Annotated in this window: 23 protein-coding genes; 13 read left to right on the top strand and 10 right to left on the bottom strand. The window is 55.5% G+C overall.

Features of this window, described 5'->3' with window-relative positions:
- Positions 1-144 precede the first annotated feature (144 nt).
- Positions 145-1,563 carry an NADP-dependent phosphogluconate dehydrogenase gene (gndA, locus tag AB4Y96_RS18040; RefSeq protein WP_441918873.1) on the bottom strand — a complete coding sequence of 473 codons (1,419 nt, stop codon included), beginning with the start codon at positions 1,561-1,563 and terminating at the stop codon, positions 145-147.
- Positions 1,564-1,664: 101 nt separating this feature from the next.
- The gene (locus tag AB4Y96_RS18035; RefSeq protein WP_091878196.1) at positions 1,665-2,498 is read right to left on the bottom strand and encodes a MurR/RpiR family transcriptional regulator; all 834 of its coding nucleotides are present in this window, start codon (positions 2,496-2,498) and stop codon (positions 1,665-1,667) included.
- A gap of 135 nt (positions 2,499-2,633) precedes the next feature.
- Here AB4Y96_RS18035 and AB4Y96_RS18030 point away from each other — a divergent pair, with 135 nt between their 5' ends.
- From AB4Y96_RS18030 to AB4Y96_RS18005, 6 genes are all read left to right on the top strand, one after another.
- The gene (locus AB4Y96_RS18030) at positions 2,634-3,434 is read left to right on the top strand and encodes an N-formylglutamate amidohydrolase (protein WP_441918871.1); all 801 of its coding nucleotides are present in this window, start codon (positions 2,634-2,636) and stop codon (positions 3,432-3,434) included.
- A gap of 55 nt (positions 3,435-3,489) precedes the next feature.
- Complete coding sequence (locus AB4Y96_RS18025) at positions 3,490-5,043, top strand: amino acid permease (RefSeq protein WP_441918869.1); 1,554 nt, start codon at positions 3,490-3,492, stop codon at positions 5,041-5,043.
- Between the two features lie 80 nt (positions 5,044-5,123).
- Positions 5,124-6,494, top strand: coding sequence for a glutamine synthetase family protein (locus AB4Y96_RS18020; RefSeq protein ID WP_441918867.1), 1,371 nt, complete (start codon positions 5,124-5,126; stop codon positions 6,492-6,494).
- Between the two features lie 81 nt (positions 6,495-6,575).
- Positions 6,576-7,961 carry an aldehyde dehydrogenase family protein gene (locus AB4Y96_RS18015; RefSeq protein WP_441918866.1) on the top strand — a complete coding sequence of 462 codons (1,386 nt, stop codon included), beginning with the start codon at positions 6,576-6,578 and terminating at the stop codon, positions 7,959-7,961.
- Positions 7,962-7,981: 20 nt separating this feature from the next.
- Positions 7,982-9,148 carry an iron-containing alcohol dehydrogenase gene (locus AB4Y96_RS18010; protein ID WP_441918864.1) on the top strand — a complete coding sequence of 389 codons (1,167 nt, stop codon included), beginning with the start codon at positions 7,982-7,984 and terminating at the stop codon, positions 9,146-9,148.
- A 217-nt stretch (positions 9,149-9,365) separates the two neighbouring features.
- On the top strand, positions 9,366-9,698 hold the full coding sequence (locus AB4Y96_RS18005) for a hypothetical protein (RefSeq protein ID WP_139210404.1): 333 nt from the start codon (positions 9,366-9,368) through the stop codon (positions 9,696-9,698).
- 317 nt (positions 9,699-10,015) lie between these two features.
- On the opposite strand, the gene AB4Y96_RS18000 is transcribed toward AB4Y96_RS18005, so the two are convergent.
- From AB4Y96_RS18000 to AB4Y96_RS17985, 4 genes are all read right to left on the bottom strand, one after another.
- Positions 10,016-11,083, bottom strand: coding sequence for an ABC transporter ATP-binding protein (locus AB4Y96_RS18000; RefSeq protein WP_091878180.1), 1,068 nt, complete (start codon positions 11,081-11,083; stop codon positions 10,016-10,018).
- 15 nt (positions 11,084-11,098) lie between these two features.
- The gene (locus AB4Y96_RS17995) at positions 11,099-11,893 is read right to left on the bottom strand and encodes an ABC transporter permease (RefSeq protein ID WP_091878178.1); all 795 of its coding nucleotides are present in this window, start codon (positions 11,891-11,893) and stop codon (positions 11,099-11,101) included.
- Positions 11,890-12,705: an ABC transporter permease gene (locus tag AB4Y96_RS17990; RefSeq protein ID WP_441918880.1), complete on the bottom strand. Its 816-nt coding sequence runs from the start codon at positions 12,703-12,705 to the stop codon at positions 11,890-11,892. The genes AB4Y96_RS17995 and AB4Y96_RS17990 overlap by 4 nt, the downstream gene beginning before the upstream one ends.
- A 241-nt stretch (positions 12,706-12,946) precedes the next feature.
- Entirely contained in the window at positions 12,947-14,050 is a 1,104-nt protein-coding gene (locus AB4Y96_RS17985; protein WP_091878175.1) for an ABC transporter substrate-binding protein, read from the bottom strand.
- Positions 14,051-14,508: 458 nt separating this feature from the next.
- On the opposite strand from AB4Y96_RS17985, the gene AB4Y96_RS17980 reads away from it, so the two are divergent.
- Complete coding sequence (locus tag AB4Y96_RS17980) at positions 14,509-15,207, top strand: MOSC domain-containing protein (RefSeq protein ID WP_441918861.1); 699 nt, start codon at positions 14,509-14,511, stop codon at positions 15,205-15,207.
- 9 nt (positions 15,208-15,216) lie between these two features.
- On the opposite strand, the gene AB4Y96_RS17975 is transcribed toward AB4Y96_RS17980, so the two are convergent.
- Both AB4Y96_RS17975 and AB4Y96_RS17970 read right to left on the bottom strand, forming a co-directional pair.
- Complete coding sequence (locus AB4Y96_RS17975) at positions 15,217-16,806, bottom strand: DHA2 family efflux MFS transporter permease subunit (protein WP_091878173.1); 1,590 nt, start codon at positions 16,804-16,806, stop codon at positions 15,217-15,219.
- 26 nt (positions 16,807-16,832) lie between these two features.
- Positions 16,833-18,017, bottom strand: coding sequence for an HlyD family secretion protein (locus AB4Y96_RS17970; protein WP_441918859.1), 1,185 nt, complete (start codon positions 18,015-18,017; stop codon positions 16,833-16,835).
- Between the two features lie 145 nt (positions 18,018-18,162).
- Between AB4Y96_RS17970 and AB4Y96_RS17965 the strand changes: the two genes are divergently transcribed.
- Positions 18,163-18,834, top strand: a complete 672-nt coding sequence (locus tag AB4Y96_RS17965) for a TetR/AcrR family transcriptional regulator (RefSeq protein ID WP_091878169.1) — start codon at positions 18,163-18,165, stop codon at positions 18,832-18,834.
- 54 nt (positions 18,835-18,888) lie between these two features.
- Here AB4Y96_RS17965 and AB4Y96_RS17960 read toward each other — a convergent pair whose 3' ends face one another.
- Complete coding sequence (locus AB4Y96_RS17960) at positions 18,889-19,305, bottom strand: Fur family transcriptional regulator (protein ID WP_091878167.1); 417 nt, start codon at positions 19,303-19,305, stop codon at positions 18,889-18,891.
- Between the two features lie 256 nt (positions 19,306-19,561).
- Here AB4Y96_RS17960 and aztA point away from each other — a divergent pair, with 256 nt between their 5' ends.
- From aztA to zigA, 5 genes are all read left to right on the top strand, one after another.
- Positions 19,562-20,404, top strand: coding sequence for a zinc ABC transporter ATP-binding protein AztA (gene aztA, locus AB4Y96_RS17955; protein WP_091878165.1), 843 nt, complete (start codon positions 19,562-19,564; stop codon positions 20,402-20,404).
- Between the two features lie 8 nt (positions 20,405-20,412).
- Positions 20,413-21,279 carry a zinc ABC transporter permease AztB gene (aztB, locus tag AB4Y96_RS17950; protein WP_441918878.1) on the top strand — a complete coding sequence of 289 codons (867 nt, stop codon included), beginning with the start codon at positions 20,413-20,415 and terminating at the stop codon, positions 21,277-21,279.
- A 20-nt stretch (positions 21,280-21,299) separates the two neighbouring features.
- On the top strand, positions 21,300-22,232 hold the full coding sequence (aztC, locus tag AB4Y96_RS17945) for a zinc ABC transporter substrate-binding protein AztC (protein ID WP_441918857.1): 933 nt from the start codon (positions 21,300-21,302) through the stop codon (positions 22,230-22,232).
- A 107-nt stretch (positions 22,233-22,339) separates the two neighbouring features.
- Positions 22,340-23,545: a hypothetical protein gene (locus tag AB4Y96_RS17940; protein ID WP_441918856.1), complete on the top strand. Its 1,206-nt coding sequence runs from the start codon at positions 22,340-22,342 to the stop codon at positions 23,543-23,545.
- Between the two features lie 57 nt (positions 23,546-23,602).
- The gene (zigA, locus tag AB4Y96_RS17935) at positions 23,603-24,823 is read left to right on the top strand and encodes a zinc metallochaperone GTPase ZigA (protein ID WP_441918855.1); all 1,221 of its coding nucleotides are present in this window, start codon (positions 23,603-23,605) and stop codon (positions 24,821-24,823) included.
- Between the two features lie 176 nt (positions 24,824-24,999).
- Here the strand turns inward: zigA and AB4Y96_RS17930 are convergent, their stop codons facing one another.
- Positions 25,000-26,562: a TerC family protein gene (locus AB4Y96_RS17930; protein WP_441918853.1), complete on the bottom strand. Its 1,563-nt coding sequence runs from the start codon at positions 26,560-26,562 to the stop codon at positions 25,000-25,002.
- Between the last annotated feature and the right edge of the window lie 10 nt (positions 26,563-26,572).

The following is a 26,572-nucleotide window of genomic DNA, read 5'->3' as shown; positions in this document are numbered from 1 at the left end:
CCCACGGCTAAGAGGCTCAAACGAGCCCGGATGTCTGCGCTTTCAATTGATGGGTCCTCGGGTCAAGCCCGAGGATGACGGAGAGGGGTGCGGTATTGGGAGTCAAGTTCTGCACCGCTTCCGATTGGCACTGCAACCCACCTCTCACCCAATATCAGACCACGGACCGTGGAAATCACCATCCTTGTCCACACGTTTGAAGCCATGGGCGCCAAAAAAGTCCCGCTGGGCCTGAATGAGATTGGCGGTACCACGGGCCTGCCGGTAGCCATCGAAATAGCTGAGTGCGGCGGCAAGCGCCGGGGTGGGCAGACCGGCAAGGGCCGCTTTTGCCACCACATCGCGCAGGGCAGACGAGGCGGTCTTCATGCGTTCGACAAACGATGGGGCGAGCAGCAGATTGTCCTGTCCGCCACCGGCGAAAGCCGAGGCGATTTCATCGAGGAATTGTGAGCGGATAATGCAGCCCGCGCGCCAGATTTTGGCTGTGATATCGAGCGGGATGTTCCAGCCATGCTCTGCCGAAGCACCGGACATCACGGCAAAGCCCTGTGCATAGGCGGCGATTTTGCCCGCAAGCAAGCCCTGTTCCAGCGCATCGATGAATGACTGGTCGGTGCCAGCGAGCTTTGGTGTGCCGAGCGACGCATAGGCTTTTGCCGCCTTGGCGCGTTCGCCGCCAAGCGCGGAAATGGAGCGGGCAGCGACGGCGGCTTCAATGCCGGTGGCGGGAATGCCGAGCATTTGCGCCTCAATGGCCGCCCAGCGGCCGGTGCCCTTCTGGCCCGCGCTGTCGACGATGATTTCGACGGCTGGTTTGCCTGTTTCCGTGTCGGTCGCGGCAAGAACTTTTGCAGTGATCTCGATCAGGTACGAATTGAGCGGGCCTTTGTTCCACTTGTCGAAAATCTTGCCGATCTCGGCAGGCGCAAGGCCGAGGCCATCACGCAAAATGCCGTAGATTTCGGCGATCATCTGCATGTCGGCATATTCAATGCCATTGTGGATCGTCTTGACGAAATGACCCGCGCCATCGGGGCCGAGCAATGCCGAGCAGGATTCGCCTTCATATTTTGCCGAGATGGCTGTGAGCACCGGCTCGATGCGCGCATAGGATTCGGGCGTGCCGCCAACCATGATGGACGGACCATGGCGTGCGCCCTCTTCACCGCCGGATACACCCATGCCGACGAATGTCGGATCGTTGGCGCCGAGTTCCTTCAGGCGGCGGACAGTATCGTGGAAGTTGGCATTGCCCGCGTCGATAATAATGTCTTCCTTGGCAAGGAACGGTTTTAGCGCGGCGATCTGCTCATCAACGGCGTCGCCAGCTTTCACCATCAGGATGATCGGGCGTGGTGCACGGATGTTCTTGGCGAGTTCCTCCAGCGTTTCGCAAGGAATGATCTTGTCTTTGAGCGCGCCTGCTTCCTGATGGAAGGCGTGGGTCTTTTCGACCGTTCTGTTGAAAACCGCGACGCGATAGCCGTTTTCGGCGATGTTGAGCGCCAGATTGGCACCCATGACGCCAAGGCCGATCAATCCAATGTCAGCTTGCTGCATGATTATGTCCTTGCTTTATTCGATTCGAACGCGGGCGCTTGGGGGAACCCCGGCCCGGGTGAACATTTGTATATCAATGTGCTGTTCGAGCAATGACAATCTCAGCCATCACGCAACTGTTCCATGTCGCTGATGCGCTCGGCGCTGCTGTTTTGCAGCTTCTGCGTCACCCCGGCAATCAGTGTTTCAGCCATGAGAAAAAGCGTGGTGGAGGAGTCCCATGGCGAGGGCACTGCCGTGCGTCCCGCAATCACATGGCGGGCAAAGCGGGCGATGGGTGAGAGCCACTGATCGGTGATCAAAACAATTTCCACGCCGCGTGCCTGTGCCTTCTCGGCAAAGCGGATAAGGCTGTCCTGATAGCGTCTGATGTCGAAGATAACGAGGACATCCTTCTTGCCCATATCGATCAGCTGATCGCGCCAGTTGCTTTCCTGTCCCGTGAGATGGGTGACGCCGGAGCGGATGATTTTCAGGTGCGCCGCCATATAGATGGCGATGGGATCGGTGAAGCGTCCGCCAAGCAGATAGACATGGGTGCGGGTTCGGCTGAGTGCGTCTGTGACATCATCCAATTGCTGGGTGGAGAGATGATGAAACGTTTCACGGATGTTCTCGATAGCTGCTTCCATCAGCGGGTAGGCCGCACCTTCCCTTGATGATTGAACGATTGTCGTGCGATTGAGTGGCGACTGGATTTGCGCCGCCAGTTCCTGTTGCAACGCCTGCTGAAATTCCGGATAACTCTGGAAGCCGAGGCGTGAGACGAAACGCAGGATCGTCGGTGAACTCACCCCCGCCTGAGCCGAAAACTCCGCCACGGTGCGCAGGCCGATCAGCGGGTAATTGGCGATGAGCGTCTGCGCGGCCTTGCGTTCCGAGGCCGACATGGCATCGATTTTCTCGCTGATCAGTTCGGAAATACTGGTCCCCATCAAACTTCTTTCGAACAGAGTTCAGAATCGCGATTTTCGCATTTGACAATTTTGTGACTTATGTATCAAATCATACGAGAGTGGAAATAAAAATACAAAATGTAATGTAAAGTACAAATTGCCGAAGAGGGCAAAATGGGATTATCGCAGGCCACGCAAAGTGTCTGGGAGCCGGTTCGGGTATCCAACCCCGATGGCAGCTCGCCGTTTGTCATTCTCTGCGATCATGCATCCAATCATATTCCTGCGCCATACGGTCGTCTTGGACTTGAGGCCGGTGATTTGCAAAAGCATATAGCCTGGGACCCGGGTGCGCTTGGTGTCAGTCAGGTGATGAGCGCGCTGCTCAATGCGCCGCTGGTTGAATCGCGCGTGTCGCGGCTGATCATTGATTGCAACCGGCCGCTTGAGGCGCATGACCTGATCCCAGCTACCAGCGAACTCACCAGCGTTCCTGATAATGTGGATTTGGACGAGGCAGAGAAGCAGCGTCGCATAGCGCTATCCCATCAGCCCTATCATCAGGCGATTGAACAATTGGCAAAGGCGCGTGTGGCGAAGGGTTTCCCTGCACCTGTTTATGTCGCGGTGCATTCGTTCACGCCTGTCTATCGCGGCGTCGAACGCCCCTGGCACATCGGCATCATCCATGACGAATATGATCAGGTCGCCGCGCCGCTGATTGCGGGCTTGCAGGCACTGGATCAATTCCGCGTCGGTATCAACGAGCCCTATTCGCCCGCTGACCGGGTCTATTACACGCTGGAACGCCATGCCTCCGCGCATGGACTTGCGGCAGTCATGATCGAGATCCGCAACGATCTCATCACCAATACAAAAGAAGAAAAAACATGGGCCGGGATACTCTCGGTCCTTTTGAAGGAAATTGCCCAAGGGCCGCTTTCCATCATGGGGARGGCGGCAAACACACGCTGAATGACTGGTATCTGACGTTAGAAATCTCTCAAAAATAACGGGGAACGTGAGTACGATGACACACCAAGATTATACTGATGTTGATAAGTCGGAGGACACCAAAGTCCTCCACGGCATGGGATATGCCCAGGAACTGGAACGGCGCATGAGCCGTTTCTCAAACTTTGCCATTTCATTTTCGATTATCTGCATTCTGTCCGGCGGTATCAATTCGCTGGCGCAGGCAACCTCCGGTGCCGGTGGTGCTGCTATCGGCATCGGCTGGCCGCTCGGCTGTCTTGTCTCGGCGGTTTTCGCCATTGCCATGGCGCAGATCAGCTCGGCCTATCCGACAGCAGGTGGGCTCTATCACTGGGGCTCAATCCTCGGCAATCGCGGCACGGGCTGGCTGACCGCATGGTTCAACCTCCTCGGTCTCATCACCGTTTTGGGTGCCATCAATGCCGGTACCTATTCCTTCTTCCTTGGTGCATTCGGCGGATATTTTGGCCTTGTCGATACAATCACAACGCAAGTGATATTCTTAATCATTCTGACTGGCATTCAGGCCCTGATCAATCACATGGGGATTGGCCTTACCGCCAAGTTGACGGATTTTTCCGGCTATCTGATCTTTGTAACCGCAATTGCCTTGTCAGTAACGTGTCTTGTCGTCGCCGATAGCTATGATTTTGCTCGGCTTTTCACATTTTCTAATTACTCGGGAGAAGCTGGCGGAAGTGTCTGGCCAACAAATTCGGGTCTATGGGTTTTCCTCCTCGGGCTATTGCTGCCGATCTATACAATCACCGGATACGACGCTTCGGCACATACTTCGGAAGAAACCGTCCGTGCTGCGCATTCTGTTCCGCGTGGCATGATCTCATCCGTGTTGTGGTCGGCAGTTTTCGGCTACATCATGCTTTGCTCATTTGTGTTGATGATCCCGAACATGGACACAGCCGCCGCACAGGGTTGGAATGTGTTCTTCTGGGCAATGAATGAACAGGTCAACCCGCTGGTAAAGAACATCCTGTACTTCATGATTTTCCTTTCCCAGTTTCTTTGCGGCCTTGCTACAGTGACTTCAGTGTCACGCATGATCTTTGCTTTTGCCCGTGACAAGGGGCTTCCAGCATCCAAGGCGCTTTCCACAGTTAATCCGAAATACCGGACGCCGGTCACTGCTATCTGGACAGGCTCAACGCTTGCTGTTCTTTTCGTTTGGTTGTCGTCGTTGATCCCATTCGGTGAGACCAAGGTCTATACGATCGTTGTTTCCTGTACAGTGATCTTCCTGTTCTTCTCCTTCGCTATTCCAATCGCGCTTGGCCTGTTTGCCTGGGGTACGCCGAAATGGAACAAGATGGGGCCATGGGACATGGGCGAGGGCAGATTCAAGTTGTTTGCAGTTCTCTCGATAGTGGCAATGGCTCTGATCTTCATCCTTGGTATTCAGGCACCAAACGAAGGTGCGCTCTACATCACCGTGGGCTTCCTTATCGTGACGGCCATTGTCTGGTTCGGCTTTGAACGCCGCCGCTTTCAGGGTCCGCCCATTGGCGATGCCGTGGCCAAGCGCGCCGCTGAAATTGCCGCTGCCGAAAAGGCTGTTGGTGAAAGAGGCTGATTGCAAGATGGGGCGACCGGCTTGCGCCGGTTGCCCTGATTTTTGACCCTGATCACATTTCTGCTTGAGGATAGATGATAATGCCCGGACATTGGAGTTTCGACGAATTAAAGCGCCACGTTACCAATGGCGAAATAGACACGGTGCTGGCCTGCTTCGTCGATATGCAGGGCCGCCTGATCGGCAAGCGCTTTCATGCGAGCTTTTTTGTCGAATCTGCCCATGACGAGACCCATGGCTGCAACTATCTTTTGGCCAACGATATCGATATGGAGCCGGTGCCCGGCTACAAGGCTGCCAGCTGGAAACAGGGCTATGGCGACTTTGTCATCAAGCCTGACCTTTCCACCATCCGCCATATTCCATGGCTGGAAAAATGTGCGCTGGTCCTGTGCGATATTCTCGATCATCACCATCATGAGGACCTCGCCCATTCGCCGCGCGCAATCCTGAAGCGTCAGCTCGCACGACTGAAAGAGCGTGGCTATCTCGCCTATTTTGCGTCGGAGCTGGAATTCTATCTCTTTGACGAAACCTATGAGAGCGCCCGGGCCAAACACTGGAAGGGCATGAGCACTGCTTCCCCCTACATTCAGGATTATGTGATCCAGATGACCACCAAGGAAGACGCCGTTATGCGCGCCATCCGCAATGGTCTGTTTGATGCGGGTATTCCTGTCGAAAATTCCAAGGGCGAGTGGGGTCCGGGTCAGGAAGAAATCAATGTGCGCTATGCCGAAGCGCTTGAAATGGCGGATCGTCATGTCGTCATGAAAAACGGCTGCAAGGAAATTGCCACCCAGATGGGCAAGGCGATCACCTTCATGGCCAAATATGATTATTCACTGGCCGGTAGCTCCAGCCATGTCCACAATTCCCTGTGGAGTGCCGATGGCAAGACGCCGCTGTTTTTCGACAAGAAGGCGGAACACACCATGTCGCCGCTAATGCGGCAATGGGTGGCCGGGCAGCTGAAATATGCCGACGATTTCACCTTCTTCCTCGCGCCCTATATCAACTCCTACAAGCGCTTTCAGGCGGGTACATTCGCGCCGACGAAAAATGTCTGGAGCCTCGACAACCGGACGGCGGGTTTCCGCCTGTGCGGTGAGGGCACCAAGGGCATCCGTATTGAATGCCGTATCGGCGGTGCAGACCTTAATCCCTATCTCGCCTTTGCCGGTCTGATTGCCTCGGGTCTGGCGGGGATTGATGAAAAGCTTGAACTCGACAAGCCATTTCAGGGCGATGCCTATGGCGGCGCCAAGCTGCGCGAAATTCCAAAGACTTTGCGTGAAGCCACCGACACGCTGGCCAAGTCGAAAATGCTCAAAACGGCACTCGGCGAAGATGTGGTGGAGCACTATGTGCACACCGCCAAGTGGGAACAGTTCGAATATGACCGCCGCGTCACCGATTGGGAGTTGCATCGCGGTTTCGAACGGTATTGAAGATCACACCAAAAGCCTGTCCCGCGATTTCAAGTTGCGGGACAGGTCCAGTTTTAAAAAACACAGACTAGAGGTTTCCCCATGACCGAGATGGTCAAACTGATCACCCCCATTGACGGTTCCATTTATGCGGAACGCCCCATTGCAACGGACAAGGCCATTGATGCTGCCGTGGAAGCGGCAAAGCTGGCGCAGGTAAGTTGGTCGCAAACGAGCATTGCCGAGCGCGGCCAGCTCTGCCTTGCGGCACTGGATGCACTGCTTGCTATGAACGACGAGATCGTGCCTGAAATCGCATGGCAGATGGGCCGTCCTGTGCGTTACGGCGGGGAAAAGGGCGGCGTTGAAGAGCGCACGCGTTATATGGTCAAGATTGCTGAACAGGCGCTTGCGCCTATCATTGAAAACGACAGACCGGGTTTTCGCCGCTACATCAAGCACGTGCCGCTTGGTGTCGTCATGGTCATTGCGCCATGGAATTATCCCTACCTCACAGCAGTCAACACGATCATCCCGGCGCTGATGGCTGGCAACACCGTCATCCTCAAACACGCGGCGCAGACGTTGCTGGTCGGCGAGCGCTTTGCGCAGGCTTTCGAAAAGGCCGGATTGCCGAAGGGTGTGTTCCAGAACATTGTGCTTGGCCATGCGCAGACCGAAAAGCTTTTGGGTTCGGGCCGCATTGATCATGTCAATTTCACCGGCTCCGTCGGTGGTGGGCGCGCCATCGAGAAGGCGGCTGCGGGGACATTCATGACGCTCGGGCTTGAGCTTGGCGGCAAGGACCCGGCCTATGTGTTGCCGGATGTCAATCTGGATCACGCCGTTGCCAATCTGGTCGATGGCGCTTTCTTCAACTCCGGCCAATGCTGCTGCGGTATTGAGCGCATCTATGTGCATGCGGATGTCTATGACCGTTTTGTTGATGGCTTTATTGACCTCACCAAGCAGTATGTGGTCGGCAATCCGCTGGATGCGGCAACGACTATGGGACCGATGGCGCAGACACGCTTTGCCGAACTGATCCGCGAGCAGAAGGCGGAAGCCTTGCGCAAGGGTGCAAAGGCGCATGTCAATATGAGCGTTGCCAATGACAAGGCGGGATCGCCCTATCTTGCGCCCGAAGTGCTCACCGGTGTTGATCACCAGATGAGTGTGATGCGTGAGGAAAGCTTTGGCCCCATTGTCGGCATCATGAAGGTGCGCAATGACGAGGAAGCCTTGGCGCTGATGAATGACAGCCAGTACGGGCTGACGGCTTCGCTCTGGACCACTGACACGGACCGGGCCGCTGATATTGGTGACAGGATCGAAACCGGTACGGTGTTCATGAACCGCTGCGACTATATCGATCCGGCACTGGTGTGGACCGGCGTCAAGGAAACCGGCAAGGGCGGTGCCATGTCTGCAATCGGTTATGGCAATCTGACCCGACCAAAATCCTTCCACCTGCGCGAAGCGATCTGACTTTCTGAAAGAGACACACAATGAGCAAGCTGATTTCCAAATGGAACTATCCGACCACCGTTCGCTTCGGTGCGGGCCGCATCAAGGAACTGCCTGAGGTTCTCGAAGCAACCGGCATCAAGAAGCCGCTTTTCGTCACCGATCCCGGCCTTGCCAAACTTCCCGTTGTGGCAAGCACGCTGAAAATCCTCGATGATGCGAAAATCCCCTATGGTGTTTTCTCCGAGGTAAAACCGAACCCGGTTGAATCCAACCTGACCGCCGGTATTGCCGTGTTCAAGAAGGGCAAGCATGACGGCGTTATCGCCTTTGGCGGCGGTTCGGCGCTTGACCTTGGCAAGCTCATTGCCTTTCAGGCGGGCCAGACCCGGCCGGTCTGGGATTTTGAGGATGTGGACGACTGGTGGACCCGCGCCAACAGCGATGTGATTGCGCCGATCATCGCGGTGCCGACAACGGCGGGGACGGGCTCCGAGGTTGGCCGCGCCGGTGTCATCACCAATGAAGAGACCCACACCAAGAAGGTCATCTTCCATCCAAAACTTCTACCAGCGATTGTTATCGCCGATCCGGAACTCTCTGTCGGTATGCCCGCCTTCATCACGGCAGGCACTGGCATGGATGCGCTGGCGCATTGCCTGGAGGCTTATTGCGCACCGGGCTATCACCCGATGGCCGATGGTATCGCCGTTGAAGGCATTCGCCTCGTCTTCGAAAATCTGCCGAAAGCCTATGCCAATGGCAAGGATTTGACGGCTCGGGCGCATATGATGAGTGCCGCTGCGATGGGTGCTACGGCCTTCCAGAAAGGTCTCGGCGCGATCCATTCCCTGTCGCATCCAATTGGTGCGCTTTATGATACCCATCACGGCATGACCAATGCGGTGTTCATGCCCTATGTGCTGGCGTTCAACCGCGATGCGGTGGAGGAGCGCATTGGACGGCTCGCCAACTATATCGGTATCAAGGGTGGGTTCGATGGCTTTGCCAAGTCGATCATCAGGCTGCGCAAAGAGCTGAAAGTGCCGCACACATTGCCCGGCCTGATCAAGGATCTGAGCATGAGCAAAAAGCAGAAAGAGCTGATTGCCGACATGGCCATAGTCGATCCGACTGCAGGCGGTAACCCGGTCAAACTGACAAAGAAAGCAGTGCTGAAACTGCTGGATGAAGCGATTGAAGGCTGATTGAAGCCACGCGGAAGAACAAGCGAAAGGGCGCCGGGAGGCGCCCTTTTTTGTACAAGGATGAAGCCGCCATATGCGACTAGAGTCGTATAGTTTTTGTCGACGCATCTGATATTATTTTTGATGAAAAGAAGTGACAGAGGGTCTATCGAGACTGATGATCGGGATACGCAAAATTCCGCCTATATGGGGAAAGCTGCTGCTGTGCATAACATTCATGGCCGTCATGGGAGGCGCAACCTATTTGCAGGGTGATTCAGCCGGTCTTGCTCTGATAAAAACCCTTGCTTCTGGTCTCTACGTGGTTGTTACGATGGGTTGGGGGCGAACCGGTAAGAGCTTTTCGAAGTCCGATACCGAATCCTGGCCAAGACTGTTCATATACCGCTTTTTCGAGGCGCTGGCGTTTCCAGCGTGGTTTACCGTCTATGCTTGGAAACCCGGTTTACCGATTGATGAAACCCTCGAGACCTTTGGCATTTTCTTCGCAATTAACCTCGGTGTCATGCTGCTCATGGCAATTCCGCCACGCAAGCATTCAGCGGAATAAATCCGCAAGATCTTCATCACCGGCATTAAATTCGTCGACAGTTTTTGGCAGGTTGAGACCAGCAAGGATGTGCCGTGCTGCTTCAACACGCGTGGGAGCCGGGAACGGGATAAGTTTGGCAACGGGCATCCCATTACGCGTCAGAATGATTTCCTCTCGCGGCCAAGCTCCAAGCTTTCCACCAGAGTTGATAATTGGCTACAGCTTCAACAACGTCGATTGCAACCATATGATTACATCCGCTTAGCCGAGCACCAAATCGGTTGTGTACATCGCGAGATTCACAGCTGGAACCGTGTGCTAATCGCTGGAAATTCCTAATGCTCCAGAACCAGCAAATCCTTGGCGGCGAGGCTGACCTTGACGTCTTCGCCCGGTGTGGGTGGCGGGGCGCTTGGGTTGTTGAACGTGTCGAACGAGACGATGTTTTCGCCAAGCGATGCGCGGATGCGGATGACTGAGCCGAGGAAGTGCACGCTGTTGATGCGGCCGTCGAGCGTTGTTTCACGCTTGTCGGTTGCTTCGCCAAGACTGACGGCTTCCGGGCGCACGGCGAGGGAAATCTTATCGCCCGTTTTGTGGCCATTGAGGCGCTTCAAGCCAATCGAGACGTCCTTGCCGTCGACGGTGATAACGCCTGTTGCCGCATCGCGCACGACAGCATCCAGCGTGTTCAGCGTGCCAACGAAGGAAGCCACGAAGCGTGTCGCCGGCTGGTTATAAATCTCGAATGGTGTACCAACCTGTTCGGCGCGGCCTTCATACATAACGACGATGCGGTCGGAGATCGACAGAGCTTCTTCCTGATCATGGGTGACGAAAATTGTGGTGATGCCAAGCTTGCGCTGGATCGCGCGGATTTCTTCGCGCAGGGAAACACGGATTTTTGCATCGAGCGCCGACAGCGGCTCGTCAAGCAGCAGAACCTGCGGCTTGGTGGCAAGCGCGCGGGCGAGCGCAACGCGCTGCTGCTGACCGCCTGACAGTTGATAGGGGAAACGTTCAGCAAGATGATCGAGTTTGATCAGCGAAAGCATCTCATGCACCGTCGCGTTGATTTCGGCTTGCGGCTTCTTGGCGACCTTCAGACCAAAGGCGACATTCTGCGCCACTGTCATGTTGGGGAAGAGGGCATAGGCCTGAAACACCATGCCGATATTGCGCTGGTTCGGCTTGAGGTTGACGACGTCCTTGCCGCCAATGCTGATGATGCCGGAGCTTGGCGTTTCGAACCCGGCCACCATGCGCAGAACCGTCGTCTTGCCGCAGCCACTGGGGCCGAGGAAAGAGATGAACTCACCCTTCTCGATATCAAGATTGAAATCGTGAACCACCGTGGTGGCTCCAAAACTCTTTTTCAAATGGCTGATGGTGAGAAATGACATTGGCTAGGTTCCCGATTATCGCTTTGTTGCCGCGAGGGATTTGTTGAAACGGGTTACGACCTGGATAAGCCCCATACAGACCCAGGTAATGGCGAACGAAATAACCGATAGAGCCGCTGGCTCATAAGCCCGGTTGGCACCCATCAGCTGCAGGAACGGGCCGAAAGCTGGCCGGTTGAGCAGTGCCGCCATGGTGAATTCACCGATGACGATGGCAAAGGTCAAGAATGCGCCCGACAGAACCGCGACAAGCACATTGGGAAGAATGATGCGCGACATGATGGTTACCCGGCTTGCACCAAGGCTTTCGGCGGCTTCCGTCATGGTGCGGATATCGATGGCGCCAAGGCCCGTATCGACGGCGCGGTACATATAGGGCAGGGCCAGCGTCGTATAACCGAAAACGAGAAGGATATTTGTTCCCATCGCCGAGCCTGTGAGTGGCAGCATCGATGAGGTATTGTAGAGCCTGATATAGCCAAAGACGATAACGATTGCCGGGATAACCAACGGCAGCAGCGTTATGAACTCGATGAATGGCCGCCAGCCGGGTAACCGCAGACGCACCCAATAGGCGGTTGGAACAACCAGAACAACGCCAACGATAATGGTGGCGATGGCCATGACCACCGAATAGGCAAAGGTTGCCTGAAATCCGGGGTCAGCCAGCACAACCCAATAGGCATCGAGCGAATAGGTGCCGCGCCGCATGCGCAGAGAAAATTCAAGCAATCCTATCAATGGCAAAGCAAAATAGAGAATGCCGAAGGCGAGCGCGAGCCAGGACCAGATGCGGTTGGTTTTCTTCATTTCAGCCACCGTTCACTGCGGGCGCGCATCCAGATGTAAATGCCGTTGGAAATACCGGTGATGACGATCATGCCGAAAGCCAGCGCAAAACCAAGCTGCGGGTCCTGCAGGACGTCGCCGCGGATTTGCGCATAAAGAACGATGGGAACGATACTGAGTGATGATCCCGTCAGGGCGTAGGCTGTTGCGATGGCGCCGAAGGAATTGGCGAAAAGCAGGAGAATAGTGCCGAGCAGGGCAGGCCAAAGGATCGGAAATGCCACCATGCGCCAATATTGCGGGCTGGTGGCACCGAGAATAAGGGCGGCTTCCTTCCACTCCCGCTTCAACCCGTCAAGCGCCGGGGTGATGATGAGAACCATCAGGGGAATCTGGAAGTAGAGATAGGTCAGCGTCAGACCCCAGAAGCTCAAGAGATTGAAGCCATGGGCGTAGAGGTTGAAGCCGAAAACATTGACCAGCAGATAAGTGACCAGTCCCGTGCGCCCCAATGTAAACAGGAAGGCATAGGCCAGCGGAACACCGGCAAAATTCGATGCGACACCGGAGAAGGTCATCAGCGGAGCGCGAATCCAGCTGGGCAGACCGCCGAGGGTGATCGCTGCGGCAATGCAGAAGCCAATCAACGCACCCAAAAGCGCCGAGGTCAGCGAGATTTTGATTGATATGACATAGGCATCTATGATGGACGCCTGAAAAAGGTTGCCGATATTGGCAAGGGTGAGATTGCCCTGCGCATCCTGAAATGCGCCAGCCACAAGATAGATCGTCGGCAGAACCAGAAACATCACCGCGAAGATGATGAACGGCATCACGCCAAGCCAATCGAGCGACAGTCGCTTGCGCTCCTGAACGGCGGCAGGGGGGGCAGATGGGGTGTTTGCTTCTGAAATCGCGCTCATATGCTTTGCAGACCGCTTTCTTCGCTACAATATATCCGCTGCCGCCCATTTTGCGAAGCGAACAAACGAACCGTCAATCCCGGCGATAACAGCCGGGTTCTGAAAAACGGAATCCCCGCGGATGTTTCCACGGGGATTCCATGTTCAGAGATTACTTGACGTTGGCGCCAACAACCTTGTCCCAGCCCTTGGTGATGACTTCCTTGGCGGCAGCCTGTTCATCAAGCGTCGGGAAGAAAGCCTTTTCATAGGCTGCTGCTGGGGGAAGCTTGTCGAGGACTTCCTTTGGTACCTTGTTGTTCTTTACCAGATCCTGGAAACGCGACGGATGGCAATAACCCTTGAGGTAACCAACCTGACCTTCGTCGGAATAGAGATATTCCATCCAGAGCTTGGCTGCATTCGGATGCGGTGCATAGGCACTGATTGCCTGAACATAAACACCGGCAAGAACGCCCGTTGTGGGAACAACAACTTCAACAGGCGGGTTGCCCTTGAGTGTGTCACGACCGGTCAGAGCGTTATAATCCCAGTTGATGATGATTGGGGTTGCGCCCTGGGCCAATGTGCCCGACTTGCCGATAACCGGTACGAAATTGCCTGCCTTGTTGAGATCGGCAAAATACTTCAGGCCAGCTTCGGCAGCAGCAGCGCCGGGCTTTGCACCTGTTGATGCACCAGCTGCCTGAACGGCGAGGATTGCCTGGTTCGAAGCGCGCGGATCACCGGCAAGCGCAACGGAATTGGCATATTCAGGCTTGAGCAGGTCAGCCCAATCCTTTGGTACATTCTTGACGATGTCTGTGTTCACTTCGAGCGACATAACGCCATAATAGTCGCCATACCAATGACCGTCGGCATCCTTCAGTTCAGCCGGGATCGAATCCCATGTGGAAACCTTGTAGGGCTGTGTCAGACCGGCTGCCTTGGCATCTGGGCCGAAGGAAAGACCGACGTCGATGACGTCAGGAGCCTGAGGGCCCTTATTGTCCTTGTTTGCCTTGATGGCTTCGACTTCGTCTTTCGAGCCGGCATCCGGATTGAGTTCGTTGACTGTCAAACCATACTTTGCCTTGAAGCCGGCAATGATGTCACCATAGCCGCACCAGTCATGTGGCAAAGCAATCGTGGTCAGCGCGCCTTCCTTCTTTGCAGCCGCAACCAGCTCAGCCGGTGCGTCCGCGAACGAAAGCGTGGTGCTTGCGAACAGCAGAGCTGTGGATAGAGAGAGCAAGCGTTTTGTTGTAGCAACCATTTTAACACCCCTGTTTAAGCGACAAACGTCATTGGCTCTTTTTTCGACGTTCCTGCCTCCCGATATAGGGCTCTCATGTCAGTTAGATGACAGGCCCGCGAACGTCTTTCCCTGAGCAGTAACGGGAAGTGAAACATTTTTTTGGCGGCTTAGCAATTCGCAGCGGGCGGAATTCTATTGCCGGTTGCGTTGGCCGTTGAATTGCTCCAATAACGACAGAAAGATTGGTGGGTGCGTCAGTTAGCCGAATAAATAATGTCGCATTTGATTTCCTGCGACATTGCCATCCACAGGGTCGGTTCAAGTTGCGAAAATTCCTGTTAGTAGACTAACATTATTTTTCAAGAATCCGGGTATTGGCGGGAGCAGGAGAAGACCATTCTTCCGTGTTGTTCACCGCGTTGTCATTGCGGGCGGGGTCGTATTTTCTGGCAAACCCTGCTACGGAAACGGGCATCATGACCATCAAAGATTGCACAATTGAAGTCCTTGTCGGCACGCTTGCTCCACTCGGTGAGAAGAAAGTGCCAAGCGGTATCGCCAAAAAGCCGGTCAGAAAACGTCTCTGGTTGAGCAATACCGGTCTTGAAGGCGATGCACAGGGCGATCTGAAACGCCATGGCGGCGTTGACAAGGCCGTGCACCATTACCCCTTCGATCATTATGAGAAATGGGTCTCGGATATTGGCGCGGTATCTCTTCTTGAAGGGGCCGGAGCATTCGGCGAGAACATATCGACCACCGGTCTCGATGAGACAAATGTCGCCCTTGGCGATGTTTTCCAACTTGGTGGCGCAAGGGTTGAAGTCTCGCAGGGACGCCAGCCATGCTGGAAACTCAACAGCCGTTTTGGCATTGCCGATATGTCCATGCGTGTCCAGAAGACAGGCAGAACAGGCTGGTATTACCGGGTTGTTGAAACCGGCTATGTTGCGCCTGAAGATACGCTCACGCTCGTCGACAGGACATCACCTGAGTGGACCATTCACCGGCTGTGGCGCACACTTTACATTGATACCATGAACCGGGAAGAGCTGGCGCAGATGGCGGCGCTGGAGCGGCTTCCCGATGGATGGCGCCGCTATGCGGAGCGGCGCTTGGCGAGTGGCAGGGTAGAGGACTGGTCGAGCCGCCTTACCGGTGAACAGGCCACATAGGGCTGCGCCCTAATGCCCGCCACCACCACCGCCACCAGCCGCTACAGGTTTGCGCATCATCACAGCAAAAAGTGCGAGCGTGGCAAACAACATTGTCAGGATGTAGAAGACATCCATAAACGACATCAGCGTTGCCTGCTGGTGTACCATTGCGGAAATCCGGCTAAGTGCTGCGGTCTGACCATCGATCCCGTGGGACTGGAAATTCTTGGTCATGCTGGCCATCAGGTCTTCGGCTTCCGGATTGCCCCAGCGGACATTTTCCGAAAGCTGCGCATAATGCAGGATGCCGCGATCGGTCAGAACCGTGTTGATCACCGCAAGGCCAACGGCACCGCCGAGGTTACGGGTCAGGTTGAACAGCCCTGATGCGTTCTTGAGGCGGGAGAGCGGCAGTGTGCCAAGTGCCAGATTGTTGATCGGCACCATGCACAGCATCAGCGAGCAGCCGCGCAGAATCTGCGGCACCAGCAACTCATAGAAGTCCCAGTCGGCGGTCAGACCCGTCATGGTCCATGTACCAGCGGCAAAGCCGAGGAAGCCGATCATCATCATCAGACGCGGGTCCATCCGGGTGGACAGGAAACCTGCAACCGGTGCGGTCATGAACATGGCAAGGCCGCTGACAAACAGTGCTTCGCCGATCATCAGCGCGTCATATCCCCTGATCCGGCCGAGATAGACAGGATAGAGATAAGTCAGGCCGTAAAGGCCGACACCCATGATGAAGGAAAACACCGATCCAAAAGCGAAATTCAGGTTCTTGAAGGCGCGCAGATCGACAATCGGCTCCTCCGCGGTAAAGGCCCGATAAAAGAAAAGGACAGCACCAACAACCAGAACAATGGCAAAGAAGAAGATCGAGTTGTCCTGCAACCAGTCATTGCGCGGACCTTCTTCGAGCACATATTCAAGCGAGCCAAGGAAGGCTGCCATACCGGCAAGGCCCCACCAGTCGAACTTGCTGAAGAGAGACTTGTCGCCCTTGTCGAAGTCGATGAGGTTCCAGGCGGCAAATGCAACGATAATGCCGGGGATAACGTTGACGAGGAACAGCCAATGCCAGGAGAAGGCGTGGCTGAGATAGCCGCCGACAGTCGGTCCGATTGTTGGTGCCAGCGTTGCGACAAGGCCGATGATCGGCGAGACAATCGAGCGCTTGGATGGCGGGAAGATGGTAAAGGCCGCGGCGAACACGCTGGGGATCATGCCACCGCCGATAAAGCCCTGAATGGCGCGGTAGACGATCATCTGGTCGATGTTTGTCGCCGTTGCGCAAAGAATACTGGCCAAGGTGAACCCGGCAGCGGAAAAAGTGAACAGAACCCGCGTCGACAGAAGCCGTCCGAGAAAGCCTGAGAGCGGGATCATAATGACTTCGGCGATGAGATAGGAAGTCTGAACCCACGAAATCTCGTCGGAACTGGCGCTCAGACCCGCCTGAATTTCAGCAAGGGATGCCGAGACGATCTGAATATCGAGAATGGCCATGAACATGCCGAACACCATCGCCACGAAGGCGATGGCTTTTTTCGGATCAATATGGTCGGACGGTACGGCGGGTGCCATTGGCTTTCCGCCTGCTGTGGTGCTCGACATGATCTTTGGCCCGGTGCTGGGTTTGTTTACTTGGTCGGCGCTGTGCGCGTGTCGACGTCAACGATGACGCTGAGACCCGCCTGTAGTTTGCCGCTTGCCAGAACGTCGGCAGGCAGGGCGATGCGAACCGGTACGCGCTGAACAACCTTGGTGAAGTTGCCCGTGGCGTTTTCAGCTGGAAGCAGCGAGAACACGGCGCCCGATGCAGGCGCGATGGAAGCAACCGTGCCTTCAAACGTATCGCCTGATAGTGCATCAACCCGCACGCGAACCTTTTCGCCCGGTACGATGTCGCGCAGCTGCGTTTCCTTGTAGTTCGCGTCGATATAAAGCGCATCAACAGGGACAAGGGCCGCCAGACGCTGGCCGGGGCTGACAAGATCGCCTTTCTTGGCGGAAAGGTTGCCGACGACACCGTCAAGCGGGGCGCGGATAATCGTGAAGCCGAGATCGCGGGCGGCCTTGTCCTTGGCAAGCTGCAGCGAGGCGATGGAGCCTTCTGCTTCCTTGTACTGGGCCTCAAGCACGCCGACATTGGCAACCGCTGCTGCGATCTGGGCATCGGCGGAAACGAGATTGGCCTTGGCCTGATCAAGTGCAGCCGTTGCATCATCAAGCTGTGACTGGGAGGCAAACCGTGTGGCATGCAGCTGGCTGGCGCGGGTGGACGCGGCTTCCGCATTGGTCAGAACAGCCTGTGCGGCAACTTTACCGGCCTGAACCTGCTGGACAGAGGCTTTTGCCGCTTCGGTCTGGGCTTCGATACGCTGAAGCGTCAGGCGCTGCGTGGCGATCTGGGCTTCGGCCTGCTTTTCGGCAATCGTGTAATCGCCATTATCAAGTGTGACCAATGGATCACCCGCCTTGACGCGCTGGTTGGCTACCACATTGATCGTATCGATATAGCCGGTGATTTTCGGTGCAATTGCCGTGATATCGCCCTGAATATAGGCATCATCGGTCGAGACCATGAAGCGGCCTGTTGTCCACCATTCATGGCCATACCATGCACCAGCGCCAACTGCGGCAATGATGATGACAGGGAGCACAAAGCTCTTTACAGAGCGCTTTGGCTTGGTCGGAGCCGGGGCCGCGGTCACAACATCGTGTTGCGGGGCTTCATCCGTTACCGGTACTTCCACCTTGGAAGCAGGAGCGGATGTGGGGAACTGACGGATTTCGGCCTCATTGGTGGATTTCGGCGCGGACATGGGACGCTCTTTCTAGAGATGGTCACTCGGAAAATTGATTGAACCAATCGGTTCGATCGTTGACATAGCGCAAATCTAAGTGCATATCAAGTGGATCGAACCGGTTGGTTCGAAAAAGAATCGAAAATGAGGAAATGTGACTAATATGTCGTCTACCAAGGCATCCGTTGTTGACCCAGGCATGACCACTTTAGAGCGCCCCGGCCGTATGGCGGCCGGACAGGACCCGGTCAAACGGCAGCAGATTCTTGATGGGGCCAATCGCGTTTTTTCGCAGATGGGTTTCGATGCGGCCAGCATGAACGACATTACCCGTGAAGCCGGTGTTTCCAAAGGCACGATCTATGTTTACTTCGACAATAAGGAAGAGCTGTTCATAGAACTGTGCAACCAGTACAAGAATGCGCTGTTCGAGGGCATTTATCATGCACTGGAAACCAATCCCAATCTGCGCGAAGCGCTGATCCAGTTTGGTATATCGCTGTCAACGCTGATTACATCAAATGTTGGTATTCAGGCGCAGCGCGTTGTTATCGGCGTGGCCGAGCGCATGCCGTCCATGAGCTGCAGTTTTTACGAAAAGGGTCCGAAAAAAGGCCTGGCGCTTATGCGCGCGCTGCTCGACAAACATGTTGCTGCGGGACTTCTTGCCATTGATGATACGGAAATCGCGGCCTACCAGCTTTCGGATCTTTTTCACTCGGGTCTGCTGCGCCGCCGCCTGTTCGGGCATATGGTGCAGGAACCCGAGCCAGAGCAAATCCGCAAGACCGTGACCGCAGGCGTGGATATGTTTCTGCGCGCCTACAAAGCTTGATTCAAGAGTCTTTCCGGTCGAACGGTTCTATTTAAGCCGGAAAGGCTCTGGAGGTCAGGCCGTGCCGCAACTGGCGCAGACGCCGCGAATTTCGATGGTTGTCTTGCTGGGCTTGAAAGCGTTATCCGTCGTCCATTGCCGGACGCGCTGGGTGATAACGTCATCGGAAAATTCTGAAACCTGACCGCATTTCTCGCAAATGGCGAAAGCAATCATGCCATGAGTGTGACCATGGCTGTGGCTATGGGGATGGGCGCAGGCAACAAAGGCATTGATGCTTTCAAGACGATGAACCATGCCATAGTCGAGCAGTTTTTCCAGCGCGCGATAAACCTGCAGCGGCGCGCGGAAACCATCGCCGCGCAACTGGTCGAGAATTGTGTAGGCGCTCAATGGACCGTCCGCACGAGACAACGCGTTGAAAACCAGCGTCTGGTTCTTTGTCAGCTCATGCGTATGGGCGGTTGTCATTCTGTCAAGCCTCCTGAAAGTACACTTCAATGCAGCTACCGCGTGAAATGGCCGCAAACAAGTCTCTTTTCGTAAAAAGTTCTTGTCCAAGAGATAGGGAATGCTTTCTGTGACTGCCAGTGGATAAGTAAATTTCGTGTGTTCTCAAATTCGCCATTGTTGACTAATGTAATAACATCACATATCGAGACGTCAAGAAGGGTGCCAAAGATTGCAACCGGTTGAATTTCAGCACCCCTGTGTATGCGGATAGAGAATGACTGACCAATGCCTGACCTTTCGTGACCTTACCCTTGGGTATCGCAGTCACCCGGCGGTCCACCACCTGAACGGGGTGGTTGAGCGTGGTTCGCTCACGGCTGTCGTTGGTGCGAATGGTTCGGGCAAGTCGACGCTCATGAAGGGCATTGTCGGCGTTCTCAAGCCGATGTCCGGTTCGGTTGTGGTGGAGAAGGGCGTCCGGGTTGCTTACCTGCCGCAGCAGTCGGAACTTGACCGGTCTTTTCCGGCGCGTGTCATCGATCTTGTTTCGCTCGGGCTTTGGCCCAAGCGCGGTCTGCTTGGCCGCTTTACATCAGATGATCGTGAGCAGGTTTCCAAGGCTCTGATGGGGGTTGGGCTGGGCGGCTTTGAAAAGCGCCCTATCGACAGTCTGTCGGGCGGGCAATTGCAGCGTGCTCTGTTTGCCCGGGTGCTGGTGCAGGATGCAGACCTGATCCTGCTGGATGAGCCATTCAACGCCATTGATGCCAAGACGGTCGGCGATCTCATCGCCCTGATCAAGCGCTGGCATGGCGAGAAGCGCACCATCATGGTCGTGGTGCATGATCTTGATCTGGTGCGGGAACATTTTCCCGAGACACTGCTGCTGGCGCGCAAGCCTATCGCATGGGGTGCTTCCAAGGAGACGCTTCGTCCTGAGAATCTGCTGCATGCGCGGCAATTCCACGAGGCATGGGCGGAGGGCGCGCCCTGGTGCGAGGATGACGAGACATCGTCGCCGGTGGAACATCATGGTCACGATCATGCGCATGGGCATGACCACAAGCACCATGCGCATAATGATGATCATGACCGTGGCCGCGTGAACGGGGCATGATCCAGACAATGTATGATTTCCTGATTGCGCCCTTTGTCGAATACAGTTTCATGCAGCGCGCACTGCTGGGCTCACTTGCCCTGTCGCTGAGTTCATGCCCGGTTGGCGTGTTCCTGATGCTGCGTCGCATGAGCCTGACTGGCGATGCCATGTCCCATGCCATTTTGCCGGGCGCGGCTGCCGGGTTTCTGCTCTACGGGTTGCAGATCGTGCCGATGACCATTGGCGGGCTGATCGCCGGTGTGATCGTGGCGCTGGGAGCAGGTGCGGTTTCGCGCTTCACGATCCAGAAGGAAGATGCCTCCATGGCTGCCTTCTATTTGATATCGCTTGCGCTGGGTGTGATGATCGTTTCGCTGCGCGGCTCGAATGTCGATCTGATGCATGTGTTGTTTGGCACCGTGCTGGCGCTCAACAATGATGCTTTAAGCCTTATCAGCCTGATCTGCGGTGTCAGTATCGTGACCCTTGCCATTTTCTGGCGTGGTCTTGTGGCCGAATGTCTCGATCCGCTGTTCCTGCGCTCGGTCAGTCGTATCGGCACGCCCGTCCATTTCATCTTTCTGGCGCTGGTTGTTCTCAATCTCGTCGGTGGCTTTCAGGCACTTGGCACGCTCCTGTCGGTTGGCCTGATGATGCTGCCTGCGGCAGGAGCGCGTTTCTGGACTGTTCGTGTTGGTCCCATGTGCGCCGTGGCCATTCTGATCGGCATGGCGTCCTGCGTCGCGGGCCTTTTGATTTCCTATCATTTCGCCCTGCCATCCGGCCCGGCGATTATTCTTTCCTCGGGGGCGATCTATATCGTCTCCATCGTCATCGGCTCGCGCGGCATTGTGAACAGCCGCATGCGCTCGCATCGCCACAGAACCGCTTAATCACAACAAGGAGACTATCCATGCGCAAAGCTCTTCAATTAGCTACGTCTTTGAGTGTTATACTATTACTGGGAGCGGGTTCGTCTTCGGCGTTTGCTGCAAACCTGAAAGTTGTTTCCAGCTTTTCCATCATTGAAGATTTCGCCAAGAATGTCGGCGGCGATAAGATTTCGCTGGTCAATCTGGTTGGCCCGAATGGCGACAGCCATGTGTATGAGCCAAAGCCATCGGATGCGGCTGCACTGGCTGGAGCCGATGTGGTTCTGGTCAATGGTTTGGGATTTGAAGGTTTCCTGCCGCGTCTGGTGGAAGCCAGTGGCACCAAGGCGACGATTGTCGAGCTGACAAAAGGTGTTGAGCCTTTGAAGGCACAGGAAGAAGAAGGTCATGCGGAAGCCGGTGCCGAACATCATGACCATGGCGCTTTTGATCCGCACGCTTTTCAGTCGATCGCCAATGCCAAAATCTACGTCAAGAACATCGTCGATGCTTTTTGCAATGCAGATAAGGCGAACTGCGACACCTACACGAAGAATGGTGCTGACTATACGAAGAAGCTTGATCAGACCGAGGTTGATGTGAAGGCCGGCATTGCTTCCATTCCGGAATCAAAGCGCCTGATCATTACGTCGCACGATGCCTTTGGCTATTTCGAACATGCATATGGCCTCAAGTTCCTTGCTCCGGAGGGTCTTTCAACCGATGCAGAGCCTTCCGCTGCTGATGTTGTGGCGCTGATCAAGCAGGTCAAGGAAGACAAAGCTTCGGCGATCTTCGTGGAAAACATCACCAATCCGCGCCTGATCGAGCAGATCGCCAGCGAGACAAAGCTGAAAGTGGGCGGTACGCTGTTTTCTGATGCATTGTCGGAGCCGGGCGAAGGTGCCAGCACCTATATTGACATGATGCATCACAATATCAGTGCGTTCAAAAAGGCCATTATCGGCAGTTGATGAATTGAATTGAAAAAAGCGGGGATGACTCCGCTTTTTTCGTTGGCATTGATGTAATGTTATTACATTATACGTTCAGGACTCCCACGACGCATAAAGGAAGAAGCATGTCACGACATCTGAAAACAGTTCTGCCTCTCGCCATGGCATTTGGTTGTGTTGCATTGCCTGCCGAGGCTGAGGAACAGACCGCCTGGAGACTGTTTGTCTCTGACCATGCGGAGCCGACTATTCGTGCGCTTGATCCGCAGACCGGCAAAATCATCGACACGTTCAAGGTGAAAGCGCCGGCTGGCCTATCGCTTTCCGATAGTGGGAAAACCATTTTTGCCGTTGAGCGGGATGGGGCTGAGGTCGCAATCCTGTCGACGGGGATTGCAGTGGAGGACCACGGTGCCCATGGCGATCTCAAAGTTGAAGCACCGAAACTGCTCGATCTGAAGCTGGAAGGACAACGTCCTTCGCATTTCGTCGATCACAATGGCAACATCGCGCAGTTCTTCGACGGTGATGGCGTGGTCAAGGTCGTCAAGGAGAAGGATATTCTCGCAGGTAAGAATGAGGTTCGCAGCATCAAGCTCGCTTCGCCGCATCATGGTGTCGCTATTTCCTATGGAAACACGGTTCTGGTAACCGAACCGCACCCCGAAAAGCCTGTCGATGAACTGCCCGTTGGCATCAAGGTTCTCGGCGGTGACGGGTTCCCTATCGGGTCGCTGCATGAATGCCCCGATCTGCACGGCGAAGCTTCATCGGGCAATATTCTGGCTATTGCCTGCAAGACCGGATTGCTTCTGGTCAAATCGGGTGATGGCGCGCCCGAAATCGAGCATCAGCCCTATTCGAAATCACTTCCGGATGGAAAAGTCAGCACGCTGCTTGGTGGTAAAGGCCTGCAATATTTCCTCGGCAATTACGGTCTGCAGGCGGTGGTGCTGGTTGAACCCGGCAATGCCGATCCGTTCCGCCGGATCGAACTTCCGGCGCGCCGCGTCCATTTTGCCGTGGATTCTTCGCGTCCGCAATTTGCCTATATCTTTACCGAGGACGGCCAGCTTCACCGGTTGAATGTGGTGACAGCCAAGATCGACAAATCGCTCAAGCTGACCGAGCCCTACAGCATGGATGGTCATTGGAACCTGCCACGCCCGCGCATTGCCGTCGCCGGGGATGTCATCATTGTCAGCGATCCGTTGAAGAGCCGTCTGCATGTGATCAAGGCGGCTGCATTCGAAAAAGATCGTGAAATCGCGCTCGAAGGCAAACCTTTCAATGTCGTGGCCGTCGGTGGTTCCGGCGAAGTTCACGATTGATCTCATCTGGCCTGCTTTTCTGCGGGGAAGCAGGCCATTCTTTAAAGGGCAATAGCCATGCAAAACACAGCCAATCCCAAACGCCTGCCAGTCACGGTTCTTTCCGGATTTCTCGGCGCCGGTAAAACCACGCTGCTCAATCATATTCTCAACAATCGGGAGGGGCGGCGGGTTGCCGTTATCGTCAATGATATGAGCGAGGTGAATATCGATGCCGCGCTCATCCGCGACGGCGGCGCGAACCTTTCGCGTACGGATGAGCAACTGGTTGAAATGACCAATGGCTGCATCTGCTGCACCTTGCGCGATGATCTCCTGCAGGAAGTCGAGAAACTGGCCAAGCAGGGCCGCTTTGACTATCTGCTGATCGAGTCCACGGGCATTTCCGAGCCGCTACCGGTGGCATCCACTTTTGACTTCCGCGATGAAAACGGTCGCAGCCTTGCCGATGTGGCAAAGCTCGACACGATGGTGACAGTCGTCGATGCGGCCAATCTTTTGAAGGACTATGCCTCGGCGGATTTTCTGAGGGATCGCGGCGAGTCGCTTGGTGATGCGGATAATCGGACACTGGTCGATCTGTTGGTGGATCAGATCGAGTTTGCCGATGTGATCATTCTCAACAAGATTTCCGATTCATCACTCTATGACCGTGATCTGGCACGCAAGATCATCCGCGCGCTTAACCCTGATGCGAAGCTCATCGAGACAGATTTTGCCGAAGTGCCGCTCGATACGGTGCTCAATACAGGCCTGTTTGATTTCGACAGGGCGCAGGAACATCCGCTGTGGTTCAAGGAATTGAACGGTTTTGCCGATCATGTGCCGGAGACCGAGGAATATGGTGTCCACTCCTTCGTTTATCGCGAGCGCCGTCCTTTCGATCCGCAGAAACTGCATGCCTTTCTCGACAAGAGCTGGCCGGGTGTCATCAGGTCAAAGGGCTTCTTCTGGCTGGCGACACGGCCTGATTATGTCGGTGAACTTAGCCAGGCCGGTGCGCTGGTGCGTGCGGAAAAGCGCGGGCTGTGGTGGTCATCCATTCCGCGCAACCGCTGGCCGGAGCATCCGGAATGGCTGCAATCGATGAAGCCTTACCTGCATAAAATCTGGGGTGACCGGCGGCAGGAGATCGTCTTCATCGGTGTTGACCCGATGAACGAGGTGCATCTGCGGGCGCAACTGGATGCCTGCCTTGTCGATGCGGACGAGTTTACGCCTGGTATGTGGGAAGACTTGTTTGATCCGTTCCCAAGCTGGGTGAGGCAGGCTGCCTGATTTCGGCCGGATTAATAGGTTTAAGCCACGGGAGCATGGAGCGGGAAACAGGACGTTCCTTCGCCGATGGGACACCGGCCAAATCCATCGGGTCCTGCTATTGTTCGATGCTCTCATGTTCCCGCTCCGTGGTCAGACGGGGCGGGAACACCTTTTTGGATGCCAGAGGTAGGGGCCTAGATAAAAGCGGCTGTCTCGGTGGGTGAAATCTTCACCTTGCCGATGTTGCGACCATCCATTTCGACGATCTCATATTCATAATCATCCACCTTGAGCTTTTCGCCCTGCGCGGGGATATGGCCGAGATTCCACAGGATATAGCCGGCAAGTGTCGTATAGCGGTCGCCGTCATCAACCAGATCGCGCTCGATCAGGCCGCCGAGACGGCGGATATCGATATAGGCATCAACAACCATGCTGCCATCGTCCGAACGTTCGAGAACCGGGCTTTCATCCCCCTCATCGGGGAAATCACCGGCAATCGCCTCAAGGATGTCAGTCGGGGTGACAACGCCTTCAAACGAGCCGTGCTCATCCAGCACAACGGCCATCTGCACTGTCGTTCCGCGCAACTGCTCCATGACGCGCAGGACATTGGCATTCTCATGCAGGATCAGCGGCTGGCGCGTGACTTTATCCCAATCGATCTTGCCGCCATCGAGAATGGCGAACAGCAGATCTTTTGTCAGGGCAACGCCGACGAATTCATCGACCCGTCCATGGGCCAGAACTACCCGGCTGTGGGTGAGCGTTCTGATCTCCGCCAGCAATTCCTCGTTGGTTTCGTCAAGATCGAGCCATTCGACCTCATTGCGCGGCGACATGATGGAGCGCACCGGCCGCTCGACCAGATCGAGCACGCCGCGGATCATTTCCTTTTCTTCCCTGTGGAAGACGTCGCCCGCGGCTGACTGTTCGGCGATCACGTCGATTGTATCGGAATGGACACTGTCGCCATTACGACCACCACCCAGCAGACGCAAGACGGCGCCGGCTGTGCGATCACGCAAATCCATCGATGTGATGCGCTTGTCGCGGTTGCGCCGCCCAAGCTGGTTGGCTGCCTCGATGAGAACCGAGAAGCCGATGGCCGCATAGAGGTAGCCCTTTGGAATATGGAAGCCAAAGCCTTCAACGATCAGGCTGAAACCGATCATCATGAGGAAGCCAAGGCAAAGGATCACCACAGTGGGGTGGCGGCTGACGAAGCTCATCAGCGGTTTCGACGCAAGCATCATAACGCCCACCGCAATGACAACGGCGATCATCATGACTTCAAGATATTTGACCATGCCGACGGCGGTAATAACGCTATCGAGTGAGAACACGGCATCGAGCACAACGATCTGGGCGATAACCTGCCAGAACACAGCATGCGCGGCATTGGACTCCTTGGYGGACATATGTCCTTCAAGGCGCTCATGCAGTTCCATGGTGCCTTTGAACAGCAGGAACAGGCCGCCGACGATGAGAATGATATCGCGCCCCGAGAAGCCGAAACCTGCCACGCTGAAGAGCGGTGTGGTGAGTGTTACCACCCATGAAATCGAGGCAAGCAGCGCCAGACGCATGACGAGAGCCAACGACAGGCCAACGAGGCGCGCGCGGTTGCGCTGGCTCGGCGGCAGCTTGTCCGCAAGGATGGCGATAAAGACGAGGTTGTCGATCCCGAGTACGATCTCGAGCACGATCAGCGTGGCGAGACCAATCCAGGCATTGGGGTCGGCAATCCATTCCATTGGGAAGTCG

It is taken from the genome of Phyllobacterium sp. TAF24 (assembly GCF_052113785.1).
Lineage (GTDB): Bacteria > Pseudomonadota > Alphaproteobacteria > Rhizobiales > Rhizobiaceae > Phyllobacterium.
The sequence above is the reverse complement of the archived record's forward strand: the minus strand, read 5'-3'. Positions and strand labels throughout refer to the sequence as shown.